The organism is Paraburkholderia sp. CHISQ3 (assembly GCF_030464945.1).
GTDB classification, from domain to species: Bacteria; Pseudomonadota; Gammaproteobacteria; order Burkholderiales; family Burkholderiaceae; genus Paraburkholderia; species Paraburkholderia megapolitana.
This window is the reverse complement of the sequence record NZ_JALPRG010000014.1, coordinates 160,610-183,129: the sequence shown is the minus strand read 5'-3', so window position 1 is coordinate 183,129 and position 22,520 is coordinate 160,610. Positions and strand designations below refer to the sequence as shown.

General features: G+C 63.1%; 24 protein-coding genes. 14 read left to right on the top strand and 10 right to left on the bottom strand.

The features are described from left to right. Window positions 1-148: 148 nt before the first annotated feature. Both rpsO and M0D65_RS28780 read right to left on the bottom strand, forming a co-directional pair. Window positions 149-421 (bottom strand): 30S ribosomal protein S15, encoded by a 273-nt coding sequence (rpsO, locus tag M0D65_RS28785; protein WP_091018322.1) that lies wholly within the window; start codon window positions 419-421, stop codon window positions 149-151. Window positions 422-599: 178 nt separating this feature from the next. Then, window positions 600-1,958 carry a branched-chain amino acid ABC transporter substrate-binding protein gene (locus tag M0D65_RS28780; RefSeq protein ID WP_266255582.1) on the bottom strand — a complete coding sequence of 453 codons (1,359 nt, stop codon included), beginning with the start codon at window positions 1,956-1,958 and terminating at the stop codon, window positions 600-602. A gap of 157 nt (window positions 1,959-2,115) precedes the next feature. Here M0D65_RS28780 and M0D65_RS28775 point away from each other — a divergent pair, with 157 nt between their 5' ends. The 4 genes from M0D65_RS28775 (at window position 2,116) to M0D65_RS28760 (ending at window position 6,046) form a co-directional block, all read left to right on the top strand. After that, complete coding sequence (locus M0D65_RS28775) at window positions 2,116-2,646, top strand: hypothetical protein (protein ID WP_266255581.1); 531 nt, start codon at window positions 2,116-2,118, stop codon at window positions 2,644-2,646. Between the two features lie 33 nt (window positions 2,647-2,679). Continuing rightward, a complete protein-coding gene (locus M0D65_RS28770; protein ID WP_266255580.1) occupies window positions 2,680-3,510 on the top strand; it encodes an AraC family transcriptional regulator in 831 nt (276 codons plus the stop codon). A 175-nt stretch (window positions 3,511-3,685) separates the two neighbouring features. Then, window positions 3,686-4,342, top strand: coding sequence for a carbonic anhydrase (locus M0D65_RS28765; protein WP_091018327.1), 657 nt, complete (start codon window positions 3,686-3,688; stop codon window positions 4,340-4,342). Between the two features lie 132 nt (window positions 4,343-4,474). Then, window positions 4,475-6,046 (top strand): SulP family inorganic anion transporter, encoded by a 1,572-nt coding sequence (locus M0D65_RS28760; protein ID WP_266255578.1) that lies wholly within the window; start codon window positions 4,475-4,477, stop codon window positions 6,044-6,046. Window positions 6,047-6,154: 108 nt separating this feature from the next. Here the strand turns inward: M0D65_RS28760 and M0D65_RS28755 are convergent, their stop codons facing one another. The 6 genes from M0D65_RS28755 to M0D65_RS28730 form a co-directional block, all read right to left on the bottom strand. Then, complete coding sequence (locus M0D65_RS28755) at window positions 6,155-7,699, bottom strand: 2-isopropylmalate synthase (RefSeq protein ID WP_091018331.1); 1,545 nt, start codon at window positions 7,697-7,699, stop codon at window positions 6,155-6,157. 79 nt (window positions 7,700-7,778) lie between these two features. Next, window positions 7,779-8,651: a CDP-diacylglycerol--serine O-phosphatidyltransferase gene (gene pssA / locus M0D65_RS28750; RefSeq protein WP_266255576.1), complete on the bottom strand. Its 873-nt coding sequence runs from the start codon at window positions 8,649-8,651 to the stop codon at window positions 7,779-7,781. A gap of 20 nt (window positions 8,652-8,671) precedes the next feature. Beyond that, window positions 8,672-9,310, bottom strand: coding sequence for a phosphatidylserine decarboxylase (locus M0D65_RS28745; RefSeq protein ID WP_091018336.1), 639 nt, complete (start codon window positions 9,308-9,310; stop codon window positions 8,672-8,674). A gap of 130 nt (window positions 9,311-9,440) precedes the next feature. Next, window positions 9,441-10,457 (bottom strand): ketol-acid reductoisomerase, encoded by a 1,017-nt coding sequence (gene ilvC, locus M0D65_RS28740; RefSeq protein WP_266255575.1) that lies wholly within the window; start codon window positions 10,455-10,457, stop codon window positions 9,441-9,443. Between the two features lie 123 nt (window positions 10,458-10,580). Then, window positions 10,581-11,072, bottom strand: coding sequence for an acetolactate synthase small subunit (ilvN, locus tag M0D65_RS28735; RefSeq protein WP_266255574.1), 492 nt, complete (start codon window positions 11,070-11,072; stop codon window positions 10,581-10,583). A 131-nt stretch (window positions 11,073-11,203) separates the two neighbouring features. After that, window positions 11,204-12,967: an acetolactate synthase 3 catalytic subunit gene (locus M0D65_RS28730; protein ID WP_266255573.1), complete on the bottom strand. Its 1,764-nt coding sequence runs from the start codon at window positions 12,965-12,967 to the stop codon at window positions 11,204-11,206. A gap of 457 nt (window positions 12,968-13,424) precedes the next feature. Between M0D65_RS28730 and M0D65_RS28725 the strand changes: the two genes are divergently transcribed. From M0D65_RS28725 to M0D65_RS28680, 10 genes are all read left to right on the top strand, one after another. Further along, on the top strand, window positions 13,425-13,988 hold the full coding sequence (locus M0D65_RS28725) for an RNA polymerase sigma factor (RefSeq protein WP_091018345.1): 564 nt from the start codon (window positions 13,425-13,427) through the stop codon (window positions 13,986-13,988). Then, window positions 13,985-14,407, top strand: coding sequence for a DUF3619 family protein (locus M0D65_RS28720; protein WP_091018347.1), 423 nt, complete (start codon window positions 13,985-13,987; stop codon window positions 14,405-14,407). Before M0D65_RS28725 ends, M0D65_RS28720 begins: the two co-directional genes overlap by 4 nt. 16 nt (window positions 14,408-14,423) lie before the next feature. Next, window positions 14,424-15,170: a DUF3106 domain-containing protein gene (locus tag M0D65_RS28715; RefSeq protein WP_266255572.1), complete on the top strand. Its 747-nt coding sequence runs from the start codon at window positions 14,424-14,426 to the stop codon at window positions 15,168-15,170. A gap of 22 nt (window positions 15,171-15,192) precedes the next feature. Then, complete coding sequence (locus tag M0D65_RS28710; RefSeq protein ID WP_266255571.1) at window positions 15,193-15,714, top strand: RDD family protein; 522 nt, start codon at window positions 15,193-15,195, stop codon at window positions 15,712-15,714. 147 nt (window positions 15,715-15,861) lie between these two features. Further along, entirely contained in the window at window positions 15,862-16,803 is a 942-nt protein-coding gene (locus tag M0D65_RS28705) for a UDP-2,3-diacylglucosamine diphosphatase (RefSeq protein WP_091018351.1), read from the top strand. Between the two features lie 53 nt (window positions 16,804-16,856). Next, window positions 16,857-17,888, top strand: coding sequence for a glycosyltransferase family 1 protein (locus tag M0D65_RS28700; RefSeq protein WP_091018354.1), 1,032 nt, complete (start codon window positions 16,857-16,859; stop codon window positions 17,886-17,888). Between the two features lie 14 nt (window positions 17,889-17,902). Next, window positions 17,903-18,571, top strand: a complete 669-nt coding sequence (locus tag M0D65_RS28695) for a diacylglycerol kinase (RefSeq protein WP_266255570.1) — start codon at window positions 17,903-17,905, stop codon at window positions 18,569-18,571. Between the two features lie 234 nt (window positions 18,572-18,805). Further along, entirely contained in the window at window positions 18,806-19,531 is a 726-nt protein-coding gene (locus tag M0D65_RS28690) for a TetR/AcrR family transcriptional regulator (RefSeq protein WP_091018356.1), read from the top strand. Between the two features lie 3 nt (window positions 19,532-19,534). Continuing rightward, window positions 19,535-20,119, top strand: a complete 585-nt coding sequence (locus M0D65_RS28685) for a TIGR00730 family Rossman fold protein (RefSeq protein ID WP_266255569.1) — start codon at window positions 19,535-19,537, stop codon at window positions 20,117-20,119. Between the two features lie 86 nt (window positions 20,120-20,205). Further along, window positions 20,206-20,952 (top strand): SDR family oxidoreductase, encoded by a 747-nt coding sequence (locus M0D65_RS28680; RefSeq protein WP_266255567.1) that lies wholly within the window; start codon window positions 20,206-20,208, stop codon window positions 20,950-20,952. 142 nt (window positions 20,953-21,094) lie between these two features. On the opposite strand, the gene M0D65_RS28675 is transcribed toward M0D65_RS28680, so the two are convergent. Both M0D65_RS28675 and M0D65_RS28670 read right to left on the bottom strand, forming a co-directional pair. Continuing rightward, window positions 21,095-21,703: a DUF924 family protein gene (locus tag M0D65_RS28675; RefSeq protein ID WP_266255566.1), complete on the bottom strand. Its 609-nt coding sequence runs from the start codon at window positions 21,701-21,703 to the stop codon at window positions 21,095-21,097. Further along, entirely contained in the window at window positions 21,700-22,431 is a 732-nt protein-coding gene (locus M0D65_RS28670; protein WP_266255565.1) for an alanyl-tRNA editing protein, read from the bottom strand. The genes M0D65_RS28675 and M0D65_RS28670 overlap by 4 nt, the downstream gene beginning before the upstream one ends. Between the last annotated feature and the right edge of the window lie 89 nt (window positions 22,432-22,520).

Sequence of the window (22,520 nt, the reverse complement as noted above, 5' to 3'; positions counted from 1 at the left end):
TGAACCGCAACAACTGCGACGGCGACAATCTGTGAGACGAACTATGGCGGACAACCTGTCGATGCACCTCAGTTAAAGCGCACCGTTGAAAAACAAAATGCCTGTATCAGCGGAACTGACACAGGCATCTTGCTGAAAGACCATCCGATTACTTACGCAGACCCAGCTTCTCGATCAGCGTGCGGTAACGATCGGCGTCCTTGCCCTTCAGGTAGTCGAGCAGCTTGCGACGGCGGCTCACCATGCGCAGCAGACCGCGGCGGCTATGGTGATCCTTCGAATGGGCCTTGAAGTGAACGGTGAGTTCGTTGATACGGGTCGTGAGCAGCGCGACCTGAACTTCAGGGGAGCCGGTGTCGTTAGCAGCGCGTGCGAATTGCGCGACGACGTCGGACTTCTTGGTAACTTCAGCTACGGACATGTTGATTTCCTTAGAAACTAGACAGGCGGTCACGGAAGAAAGGCCGTGCCGTGGGTTTACAACGAAGCGCGCATTGTAGCACAGCACGATCGTACGGCGAACCCCTGTGGTTCGGTGTGCTTCGGGGCGCCCTCGCCCGCGCTTCCCGCCGACCAGCCCTGCGACGGCACGGCGCCGGTTACGGCCGCTGCATCCGGCAGACAGTCGGCGGTACGGTGCGCTCCGCCGGCAGCGCCAGCACCGTCCTGAAGCCGTATCCGGAGCCTTCGTTGTCAAAGCGCACGGCCGGCGTGCCGGCCTTGTCCATCTCCATCACATAAAGGGGCTGGATAACCTGGTGATCGTCGGCACGCATCCACATCGGGTGGAAGCCGTTGTCGAACTTCATCCCTTCGAGCGCCCGCGCCACCGCCACAGGGTCGGCGCTGCCGGCCTTGTTCAGCGCCGCGGCGAGCATTTCGACCAGCAGTTCCATGCGCAGCACCGGGTAGTCGTCCTGGGCCGCTGGGAAGCGGGCGCGGTATGCGCGATACCACGCGTCCGAGGCCGTACCGCCGGCGTTCGGATGCCAGTCGGCGACCGCCAGCACGCGCTTCACACCGGCATCGCCGAGTGCCGCCGGCGCGCCAAGGCTGTTGCCGTAGAACGTGTAGAACCGGGTGTCCAGCCCCTGTTCGCGCGCGGCCTTCACCAGCAGCGTCAGATCGTTACCCCAGTTGCCCGTTATGACCGCATCGGCACCGCTCGCGCGGATCTTGGCGATGTAGGGCGCGAAATCCTTGACGCGACCGATCGGATGGAATTCGTCGCCCACTACCGCAATGTCGGGGCGTTTGGCCGCCAGCGCCGTGCGCGCCAGCCGGCTCACGTCGTGGCCGAAGCTGTAGTCCTGATTCAGCAGATAGACCTTTTTCACCGACTGGTCATGCTCGATCACGTCCGCCAGCGCGTCCATGCGCATGCCCGCGTGCGCATCGAAGCGGAAATGCCAGAAGCTGCAGTCCGCGTTCGTCAGAGCGGGATCGTCGGCGGAATAGTTGAGGAACAGTTCGCGGTTGTCGGGCTCGCGGGTGTTCTGCCGGTCGATCGCGCCGAGCAGCGCCGCCGCGACCGCCGAGCTGTTGCCCTGCAGGATGAAACCGATATGGCGGTCCGCGGCCGCGCGTAGCTGGACCAGCGCTTCTTCGGTGCTGCCCTTGCTGTCGAGTACGACGAGTTCGAGCGGATGCGCGCCGTCGTTGAGCTTGACGCCGCCGCGCGCGTTGACCTGCTCAACGCCGAAGCGCAGGTTGCGCTCGACCGCCGCGCCGGCGTTGGCGAACGGGCCGGACATTCCTTCGATTAGCGCGAGCTGGACCGGCTTGCCGGTGGGGCGTGCCGCCGTCTGGGCTGTCTGGGCAGCTTGCGCTGCCGACACCGTCAACAGCGCCAGAGTCGCCACCACGGCCCGCGCCAGCACCGCACGACCGTAGCGAGCCTTACCGCGCCCTTCGCGCCGCACTCCACGTTGCGCCCTTTCCCACCACCCGAATTCCATCTCTCGCTCCGCTCGATCCATCAGAGCGCGGATCATAGGACACCGCCGGGCGCGAGGGCAAGCAAACGCGCGGCGCGCCGGTCTTTTGTCGGGCCGCGTGTCAAAATACCGCATCTCGATACCGCGAGCCCGCTATCGAATGTCATCGGAGGAATTCATGTCTACCCGTCTTTCATCGGCGCCGCGTGCGCGGTTGCGGCGCGCCGCAGTGGCCTGCCTGAGCGCACTGGCGCTGGCCGGCTGCGCACAACCGTGGCAACGTTTTCAGCCGGGCGAGGACCAGTCGACCATCGTGACCGGCCTCGGGCCGCCGCGCGAAGTCTACGACCTGCCGAACGGTGGCAAACGGCTGATGTGGCCGACCCAGCCGATGGGCGAAACCACGATCGCCGCCGATATCGATGCGTCCGGCAAGATCCTCAACGTGCGCCAGGTGTTGCAGCCCAACGAGTTCTATCGCGCGGAAATCGGCAAGTGGACGAAGAACGACGTGCTGGTCAATTTCGGGCGCCCGGAGGAAACCTCGTATTTCCCGCTGATGAAGAAAGAAGTCTGGACCTACCGCTACCTCGAAGACAACGTCTGGTACATGATGTACAGCTTCTATTTCGACGATCAGGGCATCGTCCGGCTTACGCAGAAAACGCCGGACCCGCTGCACGATCCGGATCGCCGCAGTCTGTTCTGACGGCAGCGGTCCGGATCGGTGGATGATTCGAACATGACGAAAGCGACTTCTCGAAACGACGCTCACTACTGGCGCTCCGCGCTGATTCCCGGTGGCGACATGGTGACGGCCCGATTCACCGATCACGTCTACTCGCCCCACTGGCATGACGCGTACACCGTGTCGGTCATCGAGCAAGGCGCTGAACGTTACGATTATCGCGGCACGCGGTTCGTCGCCGATGCGGGTTCGTTGCCCATCATCAACCCTGGGGAGATCCACACCGGATCGAGTGCGGGCGACGCCGGGTGGCAATGTCGCACCTTCTACCTACCGGTCGATTTCGTACAGACCGTAGCTAGCGAGACAGGTCTCTCCCGACACGCCATACCGTGGTTCAACACGGACATCATCAAGGATGCCGACCTGGTCAGGCGCGCCCTGCTGGCTCACCGCGCGCTGGAAGCGAGCAGTGACCTGCTCGCTGCCGAGTATGCGCTGCTCGACGCCGTTTCGACGCTGCTCACGCGTCACGCGAGGCTACGCCCGCCGTCCCGGCCGATGACCCGCGACCGCGTGCGCGTCGAACGAATGAAAGCACGCATGCTCGACGAATTGACCGCACCGCTCGATCTCTCCGAACTCGCCAGCACCGTCGGGCTGTCCAAGTTCCATGCGGCGAGAATCTTCACGCGCGAAGTCGGCATGGCGCCACATGCCTGGCGCAACCAGGTTCGACTATCCCGTGCGCGCGATGCCCTGCGGGCCGGCATGTCGGCAACCGAAGTCGCTGCAGTGAGCGGCTTTACCGACCAGAGCCACTTCAATCGTCATTTCAAAAAGGCGAGCGGCGTATCGCCGGGTCGGTGGAGCGACAACCGCTAACCGGGATGTAGAGGCGGTTTTTTTTATTTATGTCGCATGAGCCGCGATTTTTTTCTCTGACACGCCAATATTTTTTCGATAGAAAGCTATTGGTAAGGTTTGACGCGGTACCGACGTCCCCCACACCTGTCCCGGACAGGTTCGTCGCGCCGCCTTCCAGATGGAGTTGCTCTCGATGGATCGCCCCAAACGCATGTTGGTCGCCAATATCGCCTGGGCGCGGGAAGCCGCCGCCCGCGACCCGCAGGTCTTCAGCGGCCTGACGCAAGGCCAGAATCCCCACGTGCTGTGGATCGGCTGCTCCGACAGCCGGGTCCCGGCCGAAACCATCACACACTGCGAGCCCGGCGACCTGTTCGTCCATCGCAACATCGCCAACCTGTTCGATCCCGACGACGACAACGGTGCGAGCGTGCTTGAGTACGCCGTGCGCGTGTTGAAGGTCGGCCATGTGATCGTCTGCGGTCACTACGGCTGCGGCGGCGTGCGTGCCGCGCTGCTGCCGCCGGCAGCCGAACTGCCGCACGTGAACCGTCGCATCGCGCCGCTCTGCACGCTCGCGCACACACATCGCGACGAACTCGGCCAGTTGCCATCCGAAGCGAGCCGCGTGAACCGCCTCGCCGAACTGAACGTGCTCGAACAGGTACGCCAGTTGCGCGCCAGCCCGATCGTACGCGGCATGGACAAGCCGCCGCTCGTGCACGGCTGGGTTTTCTCGCTCGAAGACGGACGACTGAAAGTCATCGCCGACGGTTATGCCGACATCCCGGTTGAATCGTCCCCGAGCGCACACGCAACCCTGCCGCATCCGGTAAGCAACGACGCCTGATTCGCCGCGGTAGCCCCATCCGTTTAACGCACCGGCTGTTTCCTTGCGGGAACAGCCGGGTGGTAACACTCGCGCTCCGCAAACACGAACACCGATTTCCGCCCACCCACACCACCCACTCCACTCGAAACCATGAACGCCAGACTTCGCTTCTCCACGTTCCCGCGCGATCTGTTCGCGGGCACCGTCGTGTTTCTCGTCGCGCTGCCGCTGTGTCTCGGCATTGCGAATGCATCCGGCGTCGAGCCTTTCGCGGGGCTGGTCTCCGGGATCGTCGGCGGCCTGGTCGTTGCTGCGTTGAGCGGTTCGCGGCTCAGTGTTAGCGGGCCCGCCGCGGGGCTCGTGGTGATCGTCGTCGATGGTATTGCGCGGCTCGGTAGTTTTCCGGCGTTCCTGCTCGCGGTGTTGCTGTCGGGCGCGATCCAGTTTGGCTTCGGCATGCTGAAGGCGGGACGCCTTGCCGCTTATGTGCCATCGCCGGTTATCAAAGGCATGCTCGCGGCGATCGGCCTGCTACTGATCGTCAAACAGATCCCGTTTGCGCTTGGGATAACTTCGGGCATCGACGATGCGACGACCGCGCAAATGGCCGGCGCAATCGCCACACCGTTCGGCGCGTTGTCGCTCGCAGCCTGTGTGCTTGCGGTGCTGTCGCTTGCATTGCTGGCCGCCTGGGAAACCCCCGCACTGCGCCGCTTCGCACTGGTGCGTGCGGTACCCGCGCCGCTCGCCGTCGTGCTGCTCGGGATTGCTGCGACACTCATGCTCAGCATGTTTGCGCCGACGTTCGCATTGCCCGCCGAGCATCGCGTCGCGTTGCCGGTGCTCGAGTCGTTCGCGGCGTTGCGCTCGGCACTCGCGCTCGCCGACTTCGGCCCGAATCTCGCCCAGCTCGCGAATCCCGATGTGTGGCGTGTCGCGATGACATTGGCGATAGTCGCGAGTCTCGAAACGCTGTTGAGTCTCGAAGCCGTCGAGCAGATCGATCCGAAGCGTCGCGCCGCTCCGCCCGATCGCGAACTGAAGGCGCAAGGCGTGGGCAATCTGATTGCGGGCGCGATTGGCGGTTTGCCGATTACTTCAGTGATCGTGCGCAGTTCCGCGAACGTCCATGCGGGCGCGCAGAGCCGGTTGTCGGCGGTGATTCACGGCGTGCTGCTGCTCGTTAGCGTGTTCGCATTGACGAGCGTCATCAATCTGATTCCGCTGGCCTGTCTCGCCGCGATCCTGATTTTCACCGGCATCAAGCTCGCGAAGCCGTCGCTGTTCGCGGCAACCGCCAAACAGGGCTTTGCAGTGTTTGCGCCGTTCATCGTGACACTGGTGGGCGTGTTCGCCACCGATCTGTTGATCGGCATCGTGCTCGGCATGCTGTGCAGCGTGCTGCTCGCGCTCCACGCGAACCTGCAGCGACCGATCACTTTGGCTCAGCACGATGACCACTATCTGCTGTCGTTCCGCAAGGACGTGTCGTTTCTCGGCAAGGTATCGCTCAAGCGTTATTTGCAGCAGATTCCCGACGGCGCGACGTTAATCGTGGATGCGATGCGCGCCGATTTTGTCGATCACGACGTGCGTGAGTTAATCGAGAGGTTCGTGGCCGATGCACCGCGCCGGGCGATCGCCGTCGATGTACGGCAGCCCGTACGCGCTGCGCGGCGCACCGGGCGCGAATGGATGTGGCGCCGCGAGGCAGCGGAATAACACGCGCTAATCGCGCATGCGCGCACCGCAGATGCGAAAAACCCCGCGTTCGTAGTGCTACGACACGCGGGGTTGATTCAATCGCCGGGACACTTACGGCCCCATCGATTACGAACGCTGCGGGTTCAGCTTGTCGACGTTCGAATACAGCTTGTTGAGCGCCGAGATATACGCCTTCGCCGATGCGGCGACGATATCCGGATCGGTCCCGACGCCGTTCACGATACGTCCACCCTTCGACAACCGCACCGTCACTTCGCCCTGCGCCTGTGTGCCGGTCGTGATCGCGTTCACCGAGTACAGCAGCAACTCGGAACCGCTGCCCACTTCCGATTCAATCGCATTCAACGTCGCGTCGACGGGGCCGTTACCCTTCGCGTCGCCGGCCACTTCCTTGCCGTCGACCGAAAACACGATCCGCGCCTGCGGCTGTTCGCCGGTTTCCGAATGCTGCGACAGCGAGACGAACTTGTAGTGTTCCTTCTCCTGCGCTTCAGCGGACTCTTCGGTGACGATCGCGATGATGTCCTCGTCGAAAATCTCGGCCTTGCGGTCGGCGAGTTCCTTGAAGCGCGCGAACGCTGCGTTCAGTTCGCCTTCGCTGTCGAGCGAAATACCCAGTTCCTGCAAACGCTGCTTGAATGCATTGCGCCCCGACAGCTTGCCGAGCACGATCTTGTTCGCGCTCCAGCCTACGTCTTCGGCACGCATGATTTCGTAGGTATCGCGCGCCTTCAGCACGCCGTCCTGGTGAATCCCGGACGCGTGCGCAAACGCGTTTGCGCCGACTACGGCCTTGTTCGGTTGCACGACGAAACCGGTGATCTGCGACACGAGCTTCGACGCCGGCACGATCTGCGTCGTGTCGATGCCGAGTTCGAGGCCGAAGTAGTCCTTGCGCGTACGCACCGCCATCACGATTTCTTCGAGCGACGTATTGCCCGCGCGCTCGCCGAGCCCGTTGATCGTGCATTCCACCTGCCTCGCGCCGCCGATCTGCACGCCCGCCAGCGAATTCGCCACCGCCATCCCGAGATCGTTATGGCAGTGCACGGAGAACACCGCCTTGTCCGAATTCGGAATGCGTTCGCGCAGTGTCTTCACGAGATTGCCGTACAGTTCCGGCACGCCGTAGCCGACGGTGTCGGCGATATTGATGGTCGTCGCGCCTTCGGCTATCACCGCTTCCAGCACGCGGCACAGAAAGTCGAGGTCGGAGCGGCTGCCGTCTTCCGGCGAGAACTCGACGTCGTCGGTGAACTTGCGGGCGAAGCGCACGGCAAGCTTTGCCTGCTCAAACACCTGGTCCGGCGTCATGCGCAGCTTCTTTTCCATGTGCAGCGGCGACGTTGCGATAAACGTATGGATGCGGAAGTGATCGGCGGGCTGCAACGCGTCGGCCGCGCGCTGGATGTCCTTGTCGTTCGCGCGAGCGAGCGAACACACCGTGCTGTCCTTGATCATCGATGCGATCGTATGGATCGAATCGAAGTCGCCGTTCGAACTCGCCGCGAAGCCGGCTTCGATCACGTCGACCTTCATCCGCTCGAGCTGCTTCGCGATACGGATTTTTTCTTCCTTCGTCATCGACGCACCGGGCGACTGTTCGCCGTCGCGCAACGTCGTGTCGAAAATGATGAGCTTGTCTGCCATGTCTGGGCTCCGTGGGGGATCGTCTAGGAATAATAGTAAAGATGGAATTCGGGTGCTCACGCCACCGCAGATGCGCCGTTCAGTGCTCGCGTTGCGACGAGCGAGCCGGATTCAGACGGCCGCGCACGGTTTGCCACGCCCAGAACACGTAACCCGACAGGCCGTACAGCACGAACAGGCCGAACAACATCAACGGCGGATCGGACGACACGAGCACGAACGCGACCACGACGAGCAGGATGGCCGCGAACGGCACGCGATGCCGGACATCGAGCGCCTTGCCGCTGTAGAACGGCGCATTCGACACCATCGTCACGCCTGCGTAGACGGTCAGCGCGAAGGCGACCCACGGCAGCCAGACGAGCTGGAGCGGGACGCGGTTGTCGGTGGCGAGCCAGACGAAGCCGGCGATCAAGGCTGCGGCGGCCGGGCTCGGCATCCCCTGGAAGAAGCGCTTGTCGACGACGCCGATGTTCGCGTTGAAACGCGCGAGCCGCAGCGCCGCACCGGCGCAGTAGACGAACGCCGCGAGCCAGCCCCAGCGCCCCAGGTCCTTCAGGATCCACTCGTACATCACGAGCGCGGGCGCGACGCCAAACGAAACCATGTCCGACAGGCTATCGAACTGCTCGCCGAACGCGCTTTGCGTGTGCGTCATGCGCGCAACGCGGCCATCCATACCGTCGAGCACCATCGCGACGAAGATCGCGATCGCCGCGATTTCGAAGCGCACGTTCATCGCCTGCACGACGGCGAAAAAGCCGCAAAAGAGCGCAGCGGTCGTGAACGCATTGGGCAACAGATAGATGCCGCGCTTGCGCAGGAACTGCTGGCGCGCTGCCCGGCGGCTGTCCGATACGACCGGCTCCGGCCCGACCGGCTTGTTGCGGCGGAACGGTCGCGGCAGCGGAGCGCCGCTGCGACGGGGCCGGCGCGGTTTGAATGCGGCCATCGAAAGCTCCTTATGCCGACTTATAGTTCGGCGAGGATCGTCGACGAGGCAGAGACCTTTTCGCCGATCGAGACGCGCGGACGGCTGCCGACCGGCAGATACACGTCGACCCGCGAACCGAAGCGGATGAAGCCGTAGCGCTGGCCGCGCGTGAGCGGTTCGCCCGCCCGCACGTAGCAGAGGATGCGGCGCGCGATCAAACCGGCGATCTGCACCGACGTAACTGTGTGGCCGCTGGCCGTATTGATAACGACCGCGTTGCGTTCGTTTTCGAGCGAAGCTTTATCGACGGCCGCGTTCAGATACGCGCCCGGAAAATATTCGACCTTCGAGATCGCGCCGTCCACCGGCGAGCGTTGCGAATGGACGTTGAACACGTTCATGAACACGCTGATCTTCAGCGCATCACGATTGGCGTACGGGTCACGGGTGGTTTCGACCGCGACGATACGGCCGTCGGCCGGGCACAGCACCGCATTCGCCTGGGTGGGAATGGGTCGCGCCGGATCGCGGAAGAACTGCACCACGAAGATCAGCAGCAGCCAGAAGATCCATGCGAAGCCAAACCCCGCGACGGCATGGATCAGCAGCGCGGCAACGGCTGCGATAGCGATAAACGGCCAGCCTTCGCGCGCAATGATCGGATGAGGGTAATTCATGATTGGCTTCTGTATTTTTGTAAAACCGTAGGATAGCAAAAGCCGTCCAGGGTTCAGCACGCCTGGACGGCTTTTTGCGCGAACCGGTGCGCAAGACTTCTTGCGCACCGGACCGAAGCGGCATACAGCCTTAGTTCTTCGACTGGTCGACCAGCTTGTTCTTCGCGATCCACGGCATCATCGCGCGCAGCTTTGCACCGACCTGTTCGATCTGGTGCTCGGACGTCAGGCGGCGGCGCGACTGCAGCGTCGGCGCACCAGCGCGGTTCTCGATGATGAAGCTCTTCGCGTACTCGCCGGTCTGGATGTCCTTCAGGACGTCCTTCATCACCTTCTTCGTTTCTTCGGTGATGATGCGCGGACCCGTCACGTACTCGCCGTATTCGGCGTTGTTCGAGATCGAGTAGTTCATGTTCGCGATGCCGCCTTCGTAGATCAGGTCGACGATCAGCTTCAGTTCGTGCAGACACTCGAAGTACGCCATTTCCGGCGCGTAGCCCGCTTCCACCAGCGTTTCGAAGCCGGCCTTGATCAGGTCGACGGTACCGCCGCACAGCACGGCCTGCTCGCCGAACAGATCGGTTTCGGTTTCTTCACGGAAGTTGGTTTCGATGATGCCGGCACGGCCGCCGCCGTTGGCCACGGCGTACGACAGCGCGATGTCGCGAGCCGCGCCCGACTTGTTCTGTGCAACCGCGATCAGGTGCGGCACGCCGCCACCTTGCGTGTACGTACCGCGCACCGTATGACCCGGCGCCTTCGGCGCGATCATGATGACGTCGAGGTCCGCACGCGGGATCACCTGGCCGTAGTGGACGTTAAAGCCGTGCGCGAATGCGAGGGCTGCGCCCTGCTTGGCATTGGCGTGCACTTCCTTGCTGTAGACCTCGGCGATCTGCTCGTCGGGCAGCAGCATCATGACGACGTCCGCGCCCCTCACCGCTTCCGCGACTTCCTTGACCGCGAGGCCGGCGTTCTCGGCCTTGCTCCACGAAGCGCCGCCCTTACGCAGGCCGACCGTCACGTTGACGCCGCTGTCTTTCAGGTTGAGCGCGTGCGCGTGGCCTTGCGAGCCGTAACCGATGATCGTGACCTGCTTGCCTTTGATGAGGGAGAGGTCGGCGTCCTTGTCGTAGAAAACTTTCATGTCTGTTCCTTGGCGATATACAAAATCAGTGAAATTCGAATACTGCGGAATGCTGCGTTATGTGCTGCACGGCCGGGTGTGCGGATACAGTTGATACGCACCCCGGCTTCGATCGATACGACGTCACACCTTCAGAATGCGCTCGCCGCGCCCGATACCCGAGCCGCCGGTGCGGACAGTTTCGAGAATCGCAGTGGCGTCGAGTCCTTCGAGGAATGCGTCGAGCTTGTCGCTCGCGCCCGTCAGTTCGATCGTATAGGTCTTTTCGGTGACGTCGATGATGCGGCCGCGGAAAATATCCGCCATCCGCTTCATTTCCTCACGCTCCTTGCCGACCGCCCTTACCTTGATCAACATCAGCTCGCGCTCGATGTGGGCGCCCTCAGTCAGGTCGACCACTTTCACCACCTCGATCAGGCGGTTCAGATGCTTCGTGATCTGTTCGATCACGTCGTCCGAGCCAATGGAAACGATGGTCATGCGCGACAGCGAATGGTCTTCGGTCGGGGCCACCGTCAAGGTTTCGATGTTGTAGCCGCGTGCGGAAAAAAGCGCCACCACGCGCGACAGCGCGCCCGGTTCGTTTTCCAGCAGCACGGAAATAATGTGTCTCATAGTGCGTTCTCGCGAATGTTCCGGTTAATCCAGAGTCGATGAGCAACCTGTTGCAAACGCTCCGCGCCGCCTTCGTGTGAACGCGTCTTTTGTGAAGACGCTAACGACGGGGCTTCGCGCGGCGCGCCGCGTTACAGGTCTTCCGAACCGAGCAGCATCTCCGTGATGCCCTTGCCGGCCTGAACCATCGGCCAGACGTTTTCGGTTGGATCGGTCTGGAAATCGAGAAACACGGTGCGATCCTTCAGACGCAGCGCTTCCTTGAGCGCCGGCTCCACATCGGCTGTCTTTTCGATGCGCATGCCGACGTGGCCGTACGCTTCGGCGAGCTTCACGAAATCGGGCAGCGCATCCATGTACGAATGCGAATAGCGCTTGCTGTATTCGATCTGCTGCCACTGGCGCACCATGCCCAGGTAGCGGTTGTTCAACGAGATGATCTTCACAGGCGTCTCGTACTGCTTGCAGGTCGAGAGCTCCTGAATGCACATCTGGATCGAGCCTTCGCCCGTGATGCAGAGCACGTCGTCGTCGGGGTGCGCCATCTTCACGCCCATCGCCGCCGGCAGGCCGAAGCCCATCGTGCCGAGACCGCCGGAATTGATCCAGCGACGCGGCTTGTTGAAGCGATAGAACTGCGCGGCCCACATCTGATGCTGGCCGACGTCGGAACACACGAAGGCGTTGCCATCGGTCAGCTCCCACGCCTTTTCCACCACGTACTGCGGCTTGATGATCTCGCTCTTGCGATCGAACTTGAGGCAGTCTTTGGCTCGCCAGGCTTCGATGTCCTTCCACCAGTCGGCAAGCGCCGCGGTGTCCGGGCCATGTTCGGCGACCTGCAACTGCTCGATCAGCTCCTTCAGCACTTCCTTCACGTCGCCGACGATCGGAATGTCGACCTTCACGCGCTTGGAAATGGACGAGGGATCGATGTCGATGTGAATGATCTTGCGCGGCCGCGACGCGAAGTGCTCCGGATCGCCGATCACGCGGTCGTCGAAGCGCGCACCGATCGCGATCAGCACGTCGCAGTGCTGCATCGCCATGTTGGCTTCATACGTACCGTGCATGCCGAGCATGCCGAGAAACTTCTTGTCCGACGCGCGATAGCCGCCAAGGCCCATCAGCGTATTCGTGACCGGGTAGCCGAGCAGATCGGCGAACTGGTTCAGCTCGCGCGATGCGTCGGCGAGGATGATCCCGCCGCCGGTGTAGATGTACGGACGCTTCGCCGTCAGCAGCAGCGCGACGGCCTTGCGAATCTGGCCGGAGTGGCCTTTGGTGACGGGGTTGTACGAGCGCAGCGAAACGGTCTTGAGCGGCTCGTAGCGGCACGGCGTCTTCGACACGTCCTTCGGAATGTCGATCAGCACCGGGCCGGGCCGGCCAGTACGGGCGATGTAGAACGCTTTCTTGACGGTTGCCGCGAGATCGCGCACGTCCTTCACGAGGAAGTTGTGCTTCACGCAGGGCCGCGTGATACCGACCGTATCGCACTCCTGGAACGCATCCTGACCGATCGCGGCCGTCGGCACCTGGCCGCTGATCACAACGATCGGAATCGAATCCATGTAGGCGGTGGCGATACCGGTCACCGCATTGGTAACGCCGGGGCCGGAAGTCACGAGGCACACGCCGACCTTGCCGGTCGAGCGCGCATAGGCGTCCGCCGCATGGACGGCACCCTGCTCGTGGCGCACGAGGATGTGCTGGAATTTGTCCTGCTTGTACAGCTCGTCGTAGATGTAGAGTACCGAGCCGCCGGGATAACCCCAGACGAATTCAACGCCTTCGTCGGCCAGTGCCTTCATGAGCACGGTGGCGCCGATGGATTCAGATTCGTGGGAGGGAGTGGTATCCGACGTGGAGAATTCCGCGCTGGGCATATTCATTATTCACCTTTCGAATTTTCGGCAAAAAATTGATCGGGTGCTCTCTGCCGGGCTTGTGGCTCGGGTTCAAGCGGCGCGTCCAGTTGACAGGCGAGCTTCTTGGGCTACACCTCAATTGAGACAGTCACTTATGTTGCGAACCAGCGACGATATCTGCTGCCCGTGTCGCGGTCAAGTCATTGTTGCCGTTTTTTGCGGCAACGCGGCGTAAAGCGCGCGAAAGCCGGTAATAAGCGCGATCGGCACGTGCCTGGGCAGATTTGCCGGTGTGTTACAAGTGGCCTCAGCACAACCGCGCAACTTACCGTACGCTTTCGTTTTTCTTTCGCAACACCCATCAACACGGACCGTTGGTGCGGTGTTCCAACCCGGCACCGCGAAAATTTGCTAGCATCCGCGGGTTTTACGACATTTTTCGAACGTTTACGCGCACGATCGCTGCGCTAATCCCCAACGGATGGCATCAGACAAGGAACTCGCCGACTTTCTGGCGGGCGTCGAAAGGCGCGCGTTCAAGCAAACGGTCTACGCCGTGCGGGACGACGACGCCGCGCTCGATATCGTGCAGGATGCGATGATCAAGCTCGCCGAAAAATACGCCGATCGGCCTGCTGCCGAGTTGCCGCTGCTGTTTCAGCGTATTCTCCAGAATGCGACGCATGACTATTTCCGTCGCCAGAAGGTGCGCAACACGTGGGTCAGTCTGTTTTCGTCGCTCGGCAGCGCCGACGATGACGAATTCGACCTGCTCGAAACGTTCGAGTCCCAGGATGGTTCGGTCGGCGCCGAGAGCGGCGAGCAGAAAATCGAACGCGAACAGATCCTGCAGTTGATCGACGACGAGATCCAAAAGTTACCGGCACGTCAACGGGAGGCGTTTCTGATGCGTTACTGGGAGGATATGGATGTCGCCGAGACTGCCGCCGCAATGGGCTGCTCCGAAGGCAGCGTGAAAACGCACTGCTCCCGGGCCACTCACACGCTGGCGCACGCGCTCAAGGCCAAAGGAATTACGCTATGAGCTCCGCTCTCGAAACTAAAGAACTCGAGTTTGCGCGGCAGGTGCGTCGTGCGCTGGACGAAAGCGCCGCCGGCATCCCGCCCGCTACCGTCGATCGACTCGCTCTCGCGCGTCGTACTGCCCTCGCCCGCAGAAAACCGGAACCGGTGGCTGCACCTGTGTTCGTGCCGGCTTTCGCCGGGATGCCGGCGGCGGGTCCTGTACCGGGCCCGCAACATCGTCCGTCGCGGCTGCGCCGCTTCGCGCTTGCGTGGCCGCTCGTCGCACTGGTGGTCGGCCTCGTGGCGATCGGCTACTGGGAAGACCAGCAACGCACCGCGGAACTCGCGGACATCGATGCGGCCATGCTGAGCGACGATCTGCCGCTCAACGCATATCTCGATCACGGTTTCAACGCGTATCTTTCGCGCGCGCGCTGAGCGGGAGACTCTACGGGTGAGTTACAAGCGCGGCCTCGCCGTTGTCTTCGGATGCGCAATCGCGGCCCTGGTGGCGTTCGCCGCCACCTATCCGCGCTTCTATCCGAGCTCGCCCCGGGCGGCTTCCCCAGGCGCCCCGCCTGTGAAACAGGGCACGCCGTCGCTATCCGTCGAACTTCCCCGTCTACCGAGCAACAACAATCCGCTCGCGTGGTCGCGCCTGAGCAATGCCGAACACCTCGCGCTCGCACCGTTTGAAAGCCAGTGGGATACCTTCAGCGACGCGCGCCGCCGCAAGTGGCTGAAAATCGCCTCGCGCTATTCGAAGCTCTCGCCGGACGCGCAAAAGCAGTTGCATGACCGCATGACCGAATGGGCCCGGATGACCCCGGAGCAGCGGCGCGTCGCCCGCGAAAATTACCAGGTCTCCAAAGAACTGCCACGCGAGGCGCGTCAGAAAGCGTGGAAGGCCTACGAGCAATTGCCGGAAGAACAGAAGGAGCGCCTCGCCGCCAGCGAGCACAAGCGGCGGCCGAGCGTCGTCAGCGCGCCGCCTTCCGGCAAGAGCGAAGTCACCGATCTCGACCGTCTGATCGACGCGAAGCAACGCGGCGCCAGCGGCGTGCTGCCGGCTAACGGCGCATCGGGAGCGGGCGCTCTGCTGCCGGGCGCTCCGGCCATTCCGAACGCGGGAAGCTTCGTGCCCGCGACGCCGATTCCGGTTTCGCCGTCCGAGGCGCCGTCCATTTTCAACGGTTCCTGACCCGCTCCCTCCGCTCTCGCTCGTGACCGACTCTTCCGCCACTGTCTCCGTCTTGCCCGCAACCACCTTCATCGCACCGACCGTGCGGCGTCGGCTCGCCACGATGGCCTATGAAGGAGTGATCCTGTTCGGCATCGTGTTCATCGCGGGCTACCTGTTCAGCACGCTGACGCAGCAGCGCAACGGCCTCACGCATCACAACCTGCTGGCGGCGTGGATCGGGTTTGTCGTCGGTGCGTACTTCGTCTGGTTCTGGACCCACGGCGGCCAGACGCTACCGATGAAAACCTGGCGTCTGCGCGTCGTCGATACAGAAGGCGCGCCGCTGTCGGCGGTGCGTGCGATCGCACGCTATGTGCTCGCGTGGCTGTGGTTCCTGCCGCCGCTCGCGCTGCATCCGCTGCTCGGGCTCAAGCTGCCGCAGACCTTGATGATCGCCGGGGTGTGGTTCGTCATCTGGGCGGCGAGCGGGCTGTTCGGCACGCAGCGGCAATTCCTGCACGACCGGCTGGCCGGCACGCGGATCGTTACGGCGACGCGTTAGGCCGCGGTTTATTACATCCACACGTCCGAGTTTCCCCCGCCGCACCGTCGCACAAGCGAGACAGCGTAATAAGAACTTCTCGTGACTGTCACGGCACAGTCACGTGCCAATGGCGCAATGCGGGTACTGCAACTCGACGCGTGAGCCATGGACTCCAAAACGTCCGCGACTTCCCTGTTCCGCCAGATTGGCCCGAGCGTCGACCCCGTCGCGTTCCGCCCAGACTCCTCTCCTGGCAGCGCCCTGCCGCTGCCGCTTCCACCCGAGATACCCGCCACGCATGGGGCGCATCACGACGAAGACGTCGAAGCCTCGCATCGTTACCGGACCATCTGGCTGTCCGACCTTCACCTCGGCACGAGCGGCTGCCAGGCGCCCTATGTACTCGACTTCCTGCGTCACAACGAATCCGAGTACCTGTACCTCGTCGGCGACATCATCGACGGCTGGCAACTGAAAAAAGGCTGGTACTGGCCGCAGGCGCATAACGACGTCGTGCAGAAGATCCTGCGCAAGGCGCGCAAGGGCACCCAGGTCGTCTACATCCCGGGCAATCACGACGAAGCCGCGCGACAGTTCTGCGATCTCGCGTTCGGCGACATCCACGTGCGCGGCGAAGCGTTCCACACGACGCTCGCGGGCAAACGCCTGTGGATCGTGCACGGCGATCTGTTCGACGGTGTGATCCAGCATGCGAAGTGGCTCGCCTATCTCGGCGACACGCTGTACACGCTGATCCTCGTGCTGAACCGCTGGTTCAACCGCATCCGCAGCCGCTTCGGCTTCCAGTACTGGTCGCTGTCGCAGTACCTGAAGCACCAGGTGAAGAACGCGGTGAACTTCATCTCGTCGTTCGAACGCGTGATGACCGACGAAGCGCGCCGCCGCGGCTGCGACGGCGTGGTTTGTGGACACATTCACAAGGCCGAGATCCGCGACATCGACGGGGTTCTGTACTGCAACGACGGCGACTGGGTGGAAAGCCTGTCCGCGCTCGTCGAGACGTTCGAAGGCGAACTCAAGGTGATCTACTGGACCGTGATGCGCTCGCCCGAAGCCAGCGTGCAAAAGGCCACCGCTACTGCGTGATTTTTCTGCGTGACTCCTCTTTACCCCGATTCACTTCGACTGGGCCAGAACCGATGAAGATCATGATCGTCACCGATGCGTGGGAACCGCAGGTCAACGGCGTCGTGCGTACGCTGAAGAACACCACGCGGGAGCTCATCGCGCTCGGCCACCGTGTCGAACTGCTCACGCCACTCGAATTCAAAACGATTCCGTGCCCGACGTATCCGGAGATCCTGCTGTCGCTGTTCCCCAAGCGCAAGCTGAGCCGGCGCATCGACGAGTTCGCGCCGGACGCGCTGCATATCGCCACCGAAGGACCGCTCGGGCTCGCTGCGCGCCGCTATGCGCTCGCGCACAAGCTGCCCTTCACGACCGCGTATCACACGCGCTTTCCGGAGTACGTGCAGGCGCGCTTCGGTATTCCGCTGGCCGCGACCTATCGCTTCCTGCACTGGTTTCACAAGGCATCGCTCGCCGTGATGGCGCCGACGCCGGTCGTCAAGACCGACCTCGAAAAATTCGGCTTCACCAACGTCGTGCTGTGGACCCGTGGCGTCGACCTCGAGATCTTTCATCAGATGGAGTCGAAGGTGCTCAACAGTGCGCGGCCGATCTTTCTGTACGTCGGACGCGTTGCTGTCGAGAAGAATGTCGAAGCATTCCTGAAGCTCGATCTGCCGGGTTCGAAGTGGGTCGCCGGTGAGGGGCCTGCGCTGGCCGAACTGAAGTCGCGCTATCCGCAGGCGAACTATCTCGGTGTGTTGACCCAGGCGGAACTCGCGAAGGTGTATGCCGCCGCGGACGTGTTCGTGTTCCCGAGTCGCACCGACACGTTCGGGCTCGTGTTGCTCGAAGCGCTGGCATGCGGCACGCCGGTGGCGGCCTACCCGGTGACGGGTCCGATCGACGTGCTCGGTACCGGCGGTGCGGGCGCGATGCACGAGGATCTGCGCGAAGCCTGCCTCGAGGCGTTGAAGATCGATCGCCAGCATGCACGCGCGTGGGCCGAGCGGTTCTCATGGGCCGCCGCGTCCGCCCAGTTCGCCGCGCACCTGAAGCCGCTGCAGCGCGAATCGTTCGCCGAGAATAGCGCCGCCGCGTGAACAAGGCGCCATCGATGCGAGCCAGAACTTCGCCGGCACAGCGTGACACGGACGCTGCACATACGGCCAGCGCCGAGCCGTTCGACGACGTACGCGACGATACGCACAACGGCACGGCGCCCGCTGACGGTATCGCGCGTTCGCATGTCGCGTCGATACGCCGGGTCACGCGACCAGACCCGGATCACGCGCCGGCCACGCCCGATACCCACCGTACGCACGACGGACACGACCCGCACGAACATCACGAACCGCTCGGTCCCGACGATCCGCTCGCACCGTTGCCGTTCAATCCGTACAAGGGCAACCGCGGCGTCACGCGCGCCTGGCACGCGCTGAAGAATTCGCTGGCCGGCTTTCGGGTGGCGATTCGCGAGGAAAGCGCATTTCGCCAGGAGTTGACGCTCGCCGCGATCCTGCTGCCGTGCGGCGTGCTGGTCCCCGTCGAGCCGGTGTCGCGCGTGCTGCTGCTCGGTTCGGTGTTGCTTGTGCTGATCGTCGAGCTGCTCAATTCGAGCGTCGAAGCGGCAATCGACCGCATCTCGCTCGAGCGCCACGAACTGTCGCGACGCGCGAAGGACTTCGGTAGCGCCGCCGTGACGGTCGCGCTGTGCATCTGCGTGATGACGTGGGCGTTGCTGGTCGGCCCGCTTGCGTGGCAATGGATCGCGAGCCTCATGTGACACGTGCAGTGACACGTGCGCCAGTCACGCGCTGATCGTGTGCCGATACCCGTTGCGCGATGCCCGCGCACTACGTTGTCGAAGGAAAACCCGGAATCCCGGTCTGGAAAGAGAACGGTCGGTTTATAATCGTCCGATACTCTTACATACCAACCGTGTCCGGGTGGCTTTTGCAGCAGCGGCAGCAACGGCGTGCCGCTACGTGCCAGCCCGGCGAAACCAGGGCCGGACGTCATGGAAGCCAAACCTCCCCGTCGCACCCGAGAACGGATTCTCGAACTGTCGTTGAAGCTTTTCAACGACATTGGCGAGCCCAACGTCACGACGACGACGATCGCCGAGGAAATGGAGATCAGCCCGGGCAACCTGTACTACCACTTCCGCAACAAAGACGACATCATCAACAGCATCTTCAGCCAGTTCGAGCAGGAGATCGAAAAGCGTCTGCGTTTTCCGGACAATCACCGCGCGACCATCGATGAAATGTGGTCGTATCTCCAGTACATGAGCGATTTCACATGGCGTTATCGCTTCCTGTATCGCGATCTGAACGATCTCCTCGCGCGCAACCGGACGCTTGAGACCCACTTCAAGCAGATCATCAGCCACAAGGTGCGCTTCGCGAGCCAGTTCTGCGAGCAGCTCGTCACCGACGGCGAAATGATCGCGACCCCCGAAGAAATCGAGGTAATGGCCACCAACATCGGCGTCATCGCGACCTACTGGTTGTCGTACCAGTTCGTGATGAATCCGCGCAAGTACAACGACCAGCAGGCGATTCGCAACGAGCTCGACCAGGTGAGCGTGCAGGTGGTGTCGTTGATGGCGCCGTATCTGCGCGGCCGCTCGCGACAGATCTTCGACGATCTGGTGTCCGGCAAGCTGCCCAAGCGTGAGTTCTACGACTATCTGCCGCCCAAGGAAGGCGCGGCACCGCGTAACGAACCGAAGGACGGTTAGAACATGAAGTCGGTGTGTGTGTATTGCGGCTCATCGAGCGGAGCCCGCCCGCTGTATGTCGAAGCGGCCCGCGCGTTTGGCCGGGCGCTCGTCGAGCACGACCTTGCGCTCATCTACGGCGGCGGCAAGGTCGGCCTGATGGGCACGATCGCCGATACGGTAATGGAGGCGGGTGGCCGCGCGATCGGCGTGATTCCCGAGCTGCTGGTCAGCAAGGAAATCGGCCACCGGGGCTTAACCGAGTTGCACGTCGTGCCCGACATGCATCATCGCAAGAAGATGATGGCCGATCTGTCGGATGCGTTTGTCGCAATGCCGGGCGGTGTCGGCACACTCGAAGAACTGTTCGAGGCTTATACGTGGGCGCAGCTCGGCTATCACCAGAAGCCGGTCGCGCTCTTGAACATCGACGGCTTCTACGATCCGCTGATCGCGATGCTCGAGCACACGGTGCAGGAAGGCTTCATGCGGCAGACCTACCTCGATATGCTGCAGTTCGACAGCGACTCGACCGCGCTGATCGACAAGCTGCAGCGTCATCAGCCGATCGTGGCCGACAAGTGGGTTCAAACGCGTAACGCGGTATAAGCCGCGACGGTTGCACATGACACGGGGTGCGCTGCGCCCTTGCCCGCTTCACTTCTCTTCATTTCTCTTCTCCAGCGAGATCGCTCATGTCCAAGGTTGTCCTGATCACCGGTGCGAGCCGCGGTATCGGCCGCGCGACGGCACGTGCGCTAGGCGCGCTTGGATGGTCGGTCGGGGTCAACTATCGGCGCGATGCGGATGCCGCGCGCGTCACGGTCGAGGAAGTCGAGCGCGCCGGCGGCCGGGCCGTCGCGATTGCCGGTGACGTGGCCGACGAAGCCGCAGTCATCGCGATGTTCGATGCCACCGAAAACGCCTTTGGCCGGATTAGCGCGCTCGTCAACAATGCGGGCATCGTCGCTCCGTCGATGCCGCTCGCCGACATGGACGCGGCACGCCTGAAGCGCATGTTCGACGTCAATGTGTTCGGCGCCTATCTGTGCGCACGCGAAGCCGCGCGGCGCATGTCGACCGATCGCGGCGGCGCGGGCGGTGCGATCGTCAATCTGTCATCGGCGGCGGCGCGCCTTGGATCGCCGAACGAATATGTCGATTACGCGGGCTCCAAAGGCGCGATCGATACGCTGACGCTCGGCCTCGCGAAAGAACTCGGGCCGCGCGGCGTGCGCGTCAACGCGGTGCGCCCCGGCCTCATCGATACCGAGATTCACGCGAGCGGCGGCAAGCCAGAGCGCGCCGCGCAACTCGGTGCACAGACGCCGCTTGGACGGCCCGGCAGCGCGGACGAAGTCGCCGAGGCGATTGTCTGGCTGCTCACCGATGCGTCGTCGTATGTGAGCGGCACGCTGCTCGACGTCAGCGGCGGCCGCTGATTCATTCTTCTTTCCCTTCTTTGGCGGCAACCGTGTCTGCGGTTGCCCGCGCTTTGTTGTGTCAGGTGCGCGCCCCAGCGATACCGATGAACCGCTTCGAGTGTTCGTGCGCACGACACCCGAAACTACCGCGCTCGACAAATCAGAACGAAGAACCCGGTTGCCGTAAGAACGCGATCTCCGCTTCAGTAGACGGCCGGCCAAGCAACGCATTGCGATGCGGGAAACGTCCGAACCGCTCGATCACATCGGCGTGACGCACCGCGAACCGGTAGTAATCGGCGCGTGCGCCGTCGGGCTGGGCGTCGAGCTCTTTAAAAAGCCGCAGCGACTCCCGCTGGCTCGCCATCGATTCATCGTGTTCGAACGGCAGATAAGCGAACGCGCGGTGATGTACGGTGGGCAATTGCCTGTCGTCGCCGCGCGCCACCATCCCGGTTGCGACTTGCAACGCCTTCGGGTCCCCAGCAAATGCACGCGCGGTGCCGCGATGGCAGTTGCGCGAGAACTGGTCGAGCACAATGACGAGCGCAAGCGCACCGACTGGCGTGCGCATCCAGTCGTCGAACACGCCTTCGCGGGCCGCGTCGATCAATACGCCGAAGCGCTCGCGCAGCATCGTATCGAAGGCTTCGTCACGCGCGAACCATTGCTTGCGCGGCTCGCCGAAACCGGCGGCATCGGGGGCACCGAACCAGCATTCGAGCACATCGCGCGCACGCGGATCGAGCGTTGCATCGCTATCGCTCATGCAAACTCCAGCACGAGACGACGCGTGCGCGCACTCTTCTTCTCCAGCTTCGCGACCCGCAACGCACCGATCTCCTGCGTGTTGCGAACATGCGTGCCGCCGCACGGCTGCAGATCGATTCCTTCGATGCGCAGCAGCCTCACACGCCCGAGACCCATCGGCGGCTTCACGCTCATCGTGCGCACGAGTTCCGGACGCTGCTGCATTTCTTCGTCGGTGATCCACTCGGTCGCGACGCCGTGCGCGCCGCCCACCAGTTCCGCGAGCCGCGCTTCAACCAGCTCGCGTTCGATCGGCTCGACGGTGGCGAAGTCGAGCCGCGCGTAGTCGACCGTGATGCTGCAACCGTCGACCGGATAGGGCAGCACCGCGCACATCAGATGGCTCGCGGTATGCAGGCGCATGTGCCGGTAGCGGCGCGCCCAGTCGAGCGTTGCGGTCACGCGATCGCCGACGGCGAGGTGCACGAGCAATTCATCCTGGTCCGCAGCGGGCACGTGTACCGCGTCGTCCGGGGTCGCGCCTTCGAACTTCGCCTTGCGCGTATCGGCGATTGCAATGTGCGTACCGTCGGCCAGCGTCAAGGTGCCGGCGTCGCCGGCCTGACCGCCGCCGAGCGGATAGAACACCGTCTGATCGAGGTGGATGCCCTGCTCGTCGATCGCAGTGATCGCGGCATCGCAGTGCGTGAGATAGGCGTCCTCGCGAAAGAGTGCGCGCGTGGTCATGAGTGGGGTCTCCGTATTTCTGGTGCGAGCGGCCATTATGCCGACCGGGAGGCGCAGCGAAGAAGGCAACTGCACCCGCCCACGTCAGG

Coding starts and splice junctions, on each gene's coding strand:
- ilvN (WP_266255574.1), bottom strand. CDS start 11,072: ATGAGACACATTATTTCCGTGCTGCTGGAAAACGAACCGGGCGCGCTG.
- M0D65_RS28675 (WP_266255566.1), bottom strand. CDS start 21,703: ATGAGCGATAGCGATGCAACGCTCGATCCGCGTGCGCGCGATGTGCTC.
- M0D65_RS28765 (WP_091018327.1), top strand. CDS start 3,686: ATGGATCGCCCCAAACGCATGTTGGTCGCCAATATCGCCTGGGCGCGG.
- M0D65_RS28705 (WP_091018351.1), top strand. CDS start 15,862: ATGGACTCCAAAACGTCCGCGACTTCCCTGTTCCGCCAGATTGGCCCG.
- M0D65_RS28780 (WP_266255582.1), bottom strand. CDS start 1,958: ATGGAATTCGGGTGGTGGGAAAGGGCGCAACGTGGAGTGCGGCGCGAA.
- M0D65_RS28770 (WP_266255580.1), top strand. CDS start 2,680: ATGACGAAAGCGACTTCTCGAAACGACGCTCACTACTGGCGCTCCGCG.
- M0D65_RS28695 (WP_266255570.1), top strand. CDS start 17,903: ATGCGAGCCAGAACTTCGCCGGCACAGCGTGACACGGACGCTGCACAT.
- M0D65_RS28760 (WP_266255578.1), top strand. CDS start 4,475: ATGAACGCCAGACTTCGCTTCTCCACGTTCCCGCGCGATCTGTTCGCG.
- M0D65_RS28680 (WP_266255567.1), top strand. CDS start 20,206: ATGTCCAAGGTTGTCCTGATCACCGGTGCGAGCCGCGGTATCGGCCGC.
- M0D65_RS28720 (WP_091018347.1), top strand. CDS start 13,985: ATGAGCTCCGCTCTCGAAACTAAAGAACTCGAGTTTGCGCGGCAGGTG.
- M0D65_RS28690 (WP_091018356.1), top strand. CDS start 18,806: ATGGAAGCCAAACCTCCCCGTCGCACCCGAGAACGGATTCTCGAACTG.
- M0D65_RS28730 (WP_266255573.1), bottom strand. CDS start 12,967: ATGAATATGCCCAGCGCGGAATTCTCCACGTCGGATACCACTCCCTCC.
- M0D65_RS28775 (WP_266255581.1), top strand. CDS start 2,116: ATGTCTACCCGTCTTTCATCGGCGCCGCGTGCGCGGTTGCGGCGCGCC.
- ilvC (WP_266255575.1), bottom strand. CDS start 10,457: ATGAAAGTTTTCTACGACAAGGACGCCGACCTCTCCCTCATCAAAGGC.
- M0D65_RS28700 (WP_091018354.1), top strand. CDS start 16,857: ATGAAGATCATGATCGTCACCGATGCGTGGGAACCGCAGGTCAACGGC.
- M0D65_RS28670 (WP_266255565.1), bottom strand. CDS start 22,431: ATGACCACGCGCGCACTCTTTCGCGAGGACGCCTATCTCACGCACTGC.
- M0D65_RS28755 (WP_091018331.1), bottom strand. CDS start 7,699: ATGGCAGACAAGCTCATCATTTTCGACACGACGTTGCGCGACGGCGAA.
- M0D65_RS28685 (WP_266255569.1), top strand. CDS start 19,535: ATGAAGTCGGTGTGTGTGTATTGCGGCTCATCGAGCGGAGCCCGCCCG.
- rpsO (WP_091018322.1), bottom strand. CDS start 421: ATGTCCGTAGCTGAAGTTACCAAGAAGTCCGACGTCGTCGCGCAATTC.
- M0D65_RS28745 (WP_091018336.1), bottom strand. CDS start 9,310: ATGAATTACCCTCATCCGATCATTGCGCGCGAAGGCTGGCCGTTTATC.
- M0D65_RS28725 (WP_091018345.1), top strand. CDS start 13,425: ATGGCATCAGACAAGGAACTCGCCGACTTTCTGGCGGGCGTCGAAAGG.
- pssA (WP_266255576.1), bottom strand. CDS start 8,651: ATGGCCGCATTCAAACCGCGCCGGCCCCGTCGCAGCGGCGCTCCGCTG.